Source organism: Delftia sp. ZNC0008 (assembly GCF_000799035.1).
Lineage (GTDB): Bacteria > Pseudomonadota > Gammaproteobacteria > Burkholderiales > Burkholderiaceae_C > Comamonas > Comamonas tsuruhatensis.
In genome coordinates this window covers 1-5,025 of record NZ_JTKZ01000345.1, presented here as the reverse complement: position 1 = coordinate 5,025, position 5,025 = coordinate 1, and the positions used below count along the sequence as shown (strand labels likewise).

5 protein-coding genes are annotated in these 5,025 nt (G+C 69.2%); all 5 read left to right on the top strand.

Annotated features, from left to right (window positions below):
- Positions 1–1,460, top strand: a 1,460-nt coding sequence (locus L995_RS11550) for an ABC transporter substrate-binding protein (protein ID WP_047471808.1), incomplete at its 5' end; no start/stop codon positions are given.
- 17 nt (positions 1,461–1,477) lie between these two features.
- Positions 1,478–2,455, top strand: coding sequence for an ABC transporter permease (locus L995_RS11545; RefSeq protein WP_047471806.1), 978 nt, complete (start codon positions 1,478–1,480; stop codon positions 2,453–2,455).
- 4 nt (positions 2,456–2,459) lie between these two features.
- A complete protein-coding gene (locus L995_RS11540) occupies positions 2,460–3,368 on the top strand; it encodes an ABC transporter permease (RefSeq protein ID WP_047471803.1) in 909 nt (302 codons plus the stop codon).
- The gene (locus tag L995_RS11535) at positions 3,368–4,396 is read left to right on the top strand and encodes an ABC transporter ATP-binding protein (protein ID WP_047471800.1); all 1,029 of its coding nucleotides are present in this window, start codon (positions 3,368–3,370) and stop codon (positions 4,394–4,396) included. Before L995_RS11540 ends, L995_RS11535 begins: the two co-directional genes overlap by 1 nt.
- Positions 4,393–5,025, top strand: a 633-nt coding sequence (locus L995_RS11530) for an ATP-binding cassette domain-containing protein (protein ID WP_047471796.1), incomplete at its 3' end; no start/stop codon positions are given. The genes L995_RS11535 and L995_RS11530, both read left to right, overlap by 4 nt.

Here is a 5,025-nt window from a genome sequence, read left to right as displayed (position 1 = left end):
TGCCACGGCACCTGAACGGCGCCGTGCAATCGGGCATTGCCACGGCCATGCCTTCCACCCAGCTGTTCGCCAGCCCGCTGCGCTTCGATGACCAGTGGAAGCCCCAGCCCTACCTGGCCGAGTCCTGGAAGCTGGCCGAGGACGGCAAGTCGCTGACCCTGAACCTGCGCAGGAATGCCGTGTTCCACGACGGCAAGCCCATCACCTCGGCCGACGTGGCCTTCTCCATCATGGCCATCAAGGCCAACCACCCGTTCCAGACCATGCTGGGGCCCGTGGAGAAGGTGGACACGCCGGACCCTTACACGGCCATCATCCGCATGAACGCGCCGCATCCGGCCATCCTGCTGGCCATGAGCCCGGCGCTGGCGCCCATACTGCCCAGGCACATCTATGGCGACGGTGCCGACCTCAAGACCCATGCGCGCAACAGCGCCGACGTGGTGGGCTCGGGGCCGTTCAAGCTGACCGAGTTCCGCGCGGGCCAGCGCATCGTGATGGAGCGCTTCGACAAGTTCTTCCTGCCCGGCCGGCCCTACCTGGACAAGCTGGTCTTCAACATCGTGCCCGACTCCTCCAGCCTGCTGCTGAGCCTGGAGCGCGGCGACGTGCAGATGGTGCCCTACCTGCAGGCCTCCATCGACCTGAAGCGCCTGTCCACCAATCCCCAGATCACGCTGACCGGCAAGGGCTTCGAGGGCATAGGCTCGATCAACTGGCTGGCCATCAACACCGACAGGAAGCCTCTGGACGACGTGCGCGTGCGCAAGGCCATTGCGCATGCCATCGACAAGAACTTCATCACCAAGGCGCTGATGGGCGGCTTCGCCAGCGTGGCCGACGGCCCCATCGTGGCGGCCAGCCCCTTTGCCTCGGCCGACCTGGTGCGCTATCCGCTGGACCTCAAGAAGTCGGCGGCCCTGCTGGACGAGGCAGGCCTCAAGCCCGGCGCCAACGGAGAGCGCTTCAAGATCACCATCGACTACCTGCCGGGCACGGACGAGCAGCAAAAGAACGTGGCCGAGTACGTGCGCGCCCAGCTCAAGAAGGTGGGCATCGCCGTCGAGGTGCGCGCCTCGGCCGATTTCCCGGCCTGGTCCCGGCGGCTGGCCACGCATGACTTCGACCTGTCCATGGACATCGTCTTCAACTGGGGCGATCCGGTCATCGGCGTGCACCGCAGCTACCTGTCCACCAACATCAAGCCCGTGGTCTGGACCAACACCCAGTCCTACCGCAATCCCAAGGTGGACGAGCTGCTGAACACGGCCAGCGGCACGCTGGACACGGCCGAGCGCAAGAAGCTCTATGCGGCCTTCCAGAAGACCGTGACGGACGAGCTGCCGGTGATCTTCATCAACAACTCGCCCTATCACACGGCTGCGCGCAAGAACGTGGGCAACCTGCCGACCACGGTCTGGGGGCCGGCCTCGCCCTATGACGAGATTTTCTTGAAGTAATCCAGGAGGACCCGGCCATGGCATTTCTCCGCACACTCTTCAAGCGGCTGCTGCAGGGCCTGGCGCTGGTGCTGGCCGTGGTGGTGCTGAACTTCATGCTGGTGCATGCGGCGCCCGGCGACCCCGTGGAGACCATTGCCGGCGCCAGCGGCGGCATGGAGCCCGAGCTCATGGCCGAGCTGCGCACACGCTACGGGCTGGATCGGCCGCTGCCCGTGCAGCTGGGCATCTACCTGGCGCGCGTGGCCAGTGGTGATCTGGGCTACTCCTACTTCTTCAACCTGCCGGTGGCGCAGATGATTGCCGAGCGCGTGCCCGCCACCTTGCTGCTGGTGCTGGCCGCCGTGCTCACGGCCTTCGTGGTGGGCACGCTGCTGGGCGTGCTGTCCTCGCGCCGGCCCAACGGCCTGCTGTCGCAGTGCATCACCGTGCTGTCCCTGGTGGGCTTTGCGGCGCCCGTGTTCTGGACCGGCATGCTGCTGGTGCTGGCGTTTGCCTCCTGGTGGCCCGTGCTGCCGGTGTCGGGCATGCGCTCTGCCGATGCCGCAGGCGGCGCAGGCCTTGCCGACCTGCTGGATGTGGCACGGCACCTGGTGCTGCCCGCGCTGACACTGGCCCTGGTCTACCTGGCGCAGTACAGCCGGCTGTCGCGCTCGTCCATGCTGGACGTGCTGGGCGCCGACTACATCCGCACGGCGCGCGCCAAGGGGCTGGCCGAGCATGTGGTGCTCTACCGCCATGCGCTGCGCAACGCGCTGCTGCCCGTGGTGACCATGCTGGGCCTGCAGTTCGGCAACGTCATGGCCGGCGCCATCATCGTGGAGACGGTCTTCAACTGGCCGGGCCTGGGGCGGCTGGCCTTCGACTCGGTGCTGCGGCGCGACTACCCGACCATCCTGGGCGTGCTGCTGTTCTCCTCCATCGTCGTGGTCGTGATGAACCTCGTCACCGACCTGTGCTACCGGCTGATCGATCCCCGCATCAAGGCGGCCTGAGACCATGAATGCCATCACACCACCTTCCGTGTCCGTGCCGACCGTCGCCGCGCCGCAGGCCGCAGCCCATGCCGAGCACCCGGCGCGCGAAGCGCTGCGCATGTTCCTGCGCAACCCCTCGGCCATTGCCGGCATGGCCATGCTGCTCATCGTGCTGCTGGTGGCCATCGCCGGCCCCTGGATCTGGCCTGCGGACCCGTTCGAGATCCGCACCATGCCGCTGAGCCCGCCGTTCAGCGAGGAGGCCTGGCTGGGCAGCGACCAGCTGGGGCGCGACGTGCTCACGGGCATCATCCACGGCGGCCGCGCCACGCTGCTGGTGGGCGCCTTCGCGGCTTTGCTGTCGGTGTGCATCGGCGTGACGCTGGGGGCGATGGCCGGCTACTACGGCGGCCGCGTCGATGCGCTGCTGATGCGCGTGACCGAGTTCTTCCAGGTGCTGCCTGCGCTGCTGTTCGCCATGGTGGTGGTCACGCTGTTCTCGCCCTCGCTGGTGACGGTCACGCTGGCCATCGGCAGCGTGAGCTGGCCGGCCACGGCGCGGTTGACGCGGGCCGAGTTCATGCGCATCCGCCAGCTTGAATTCGTGCGCGCGGAGAGCGCCATCGGCGCGCGCCACGGCCGCATCATCTGGAAGGTGATCCTGCCCAATGCGCTGCCGCCGCTGGTGGTGTCGGCCACGCTGGCCGTGGGCGCCGCCATCCTGTTCGAGGCCGGCCTGTCCTTCCTGGGCCTGGGGGACCCCAACCAGATGAGCTGGGGCCTGATGATCGGGTCGGCCCGCCAGTACCTGCTGTCGTGCTGGTGGGCCGTGGCCTTTCCCGGTGCCGCCATCTTCGTCACCGTGCTGGCCGTCAGCCTGATCGGCGACGGCCTCAACGATGCACTCAACCCCAAGCTGAGGGAGCGCTGATGGACACCGACACCCCCCTGTTGCAAGTCAGCGGCCTGCGCGTGGCCTTCCAGGGCCGGCGCGGCCAGGCCACGGTGCTCAACGGCGTGGATTTCGATCTGCGCGCGGGCGAGACCCTGTGCGTGGTCGGCGAATCCGGCTGCGGCAAGAGCATGACGGCGCTGGCGCTGCTGCGCCTCATTCCCTCGCCTCCGGGTCGCATCACGGGCGGGCAGGTGCGCTTCCAGGGCGAGGACCTGGTGGCCGCCGGCGAGGCCCATATGCGCCAGGTGCGCGGCAACCGCATCTCCATGATCTTCCAGGAGCCCATGACCTCGCTGAACCCGGTGCTCACCGTGGGCGAGCAGATCGCCGAGCCGCTGCGCCTGCACGCTGGCCTGGACGCGGCTGCCGCGCGCCAGCGCGCCGTGGAGATGCTCCGGCAGGTCGGCATCCCCGCACCCGAGCGGCGTGTGCACGAGTACCCGCACCAGTTGTCGGGCGGCATGCGCCAGCGCGTGATGATCGCCATGGCCCTGGCCTGCCGGCCCGACATCCTGATCGCCGACGAGCCCACCACGGCGCTGGATGTGACCGTGCAGGCGCAGATCTTCGACCTGCTGCGCGAGCTGCAGCGCGACAAGGGCACGGCCATCGTGCTGATCACGCACGACATGGGGGCCGTGGCCGAGATGGCCGACCGCGTCATGGTCATGTATGCGGGCCGCGTGATCGAGCAGGGCCGCTGCGAGCAGGTGCTGTCGGCGCCCGCCCATCCGTACACGCGCGGCCTGATCGCCTGCCTGCCCGAGCTGGGCAGCAGCCAGGCAGGCGGGCGCACCGAGCTGCCCGAGATCCCCGGCGTCGTGCCCTCGATCTGGGAGTTGGGCAGCGGCTGCGCCTTCCGTGCGCGCTGCCGCGAGGCCCAGCCGCGCTGCGCCAGCGAGGCGCCGCCGCTGGTCGCGCTGGATGATCCATCCCACGGCGTGGCCTGCTGGCTGCACGCTCCCGCTTCCCGCATCCGCGCCCACACGGAGGCCCTGGCATGAACGCACGCATGGACGATACCCTCTTGCAGGTGGACGATCTCCAGGTCCACTTTCCGCGCCCGGGCAAGGGCCTGTTCGGCAGGCCCGAGGTGGTCAAGGCCGTGGACGGCGTGTCCTTCAGCCTGCGGCGCGGCAGCACGCTGGCCGTGGTGGGCGAGTCGGGCTCGGGCAAGACCACCACGGCGCTGGCCGTGATGCGCCTGGCGCCCGTGACGGCAGGCCGCATGCAGCTGGGCGATACCGACCTGGGTGGCCTGTCGGGCGAGGCCCTGCGCCAGGCGAGGCGGCGCATGCAGATCGTGTTCCAGGACCCGTTTTCCTCGCTGAATCCGCGACAGCGCGCGGGCGATGCGGTGCGCGCTCCGCTGGACCTGATGGACGTGGGCACGCCGGCCGAGCGCGAGGCGCGCGTGGCCGAGCTGTTCACCCAGGTCGGCCTGCGGCCCGAACAGCGCCAGCTGTTCCCGCACCAGTTCTCGGGCGGCCAGCGCCAGCGCATCAACATCGCGCGCGCCCTGGCCACGCGGCCCGAACTCGTGGTCTGCGACGAACCCGTGTCGGCGCTGGACATCGCCATCCGCGCCCAGATCCTCAACCTGCTGGCGCGGCTGCAGCGCGAGCTGACGCGG

Coding starts and splice junctions, on each gene's coding strand:
- L995_RS11545 (WP_047471806.1), top strand. CDS start 1,478: ATGGCATTTCTCCGCACACTCTTCAAGCGGCTGCTGCAGGGCCTGGCG.
- L995_RS11540 (WP_047471803.1), top strand. CDS start 2,460: ATGAATGCCATCACACCACCTTCCGTGTCCGTGCCGACCGTCGCCGCG.
- L995_RS11535 (WP_047471800.1), top strand. CDS start 3,368: ATGGACACCGACACCCCCCTGTTGCAAGTCAGCGGCCTGCGCGTGGCC.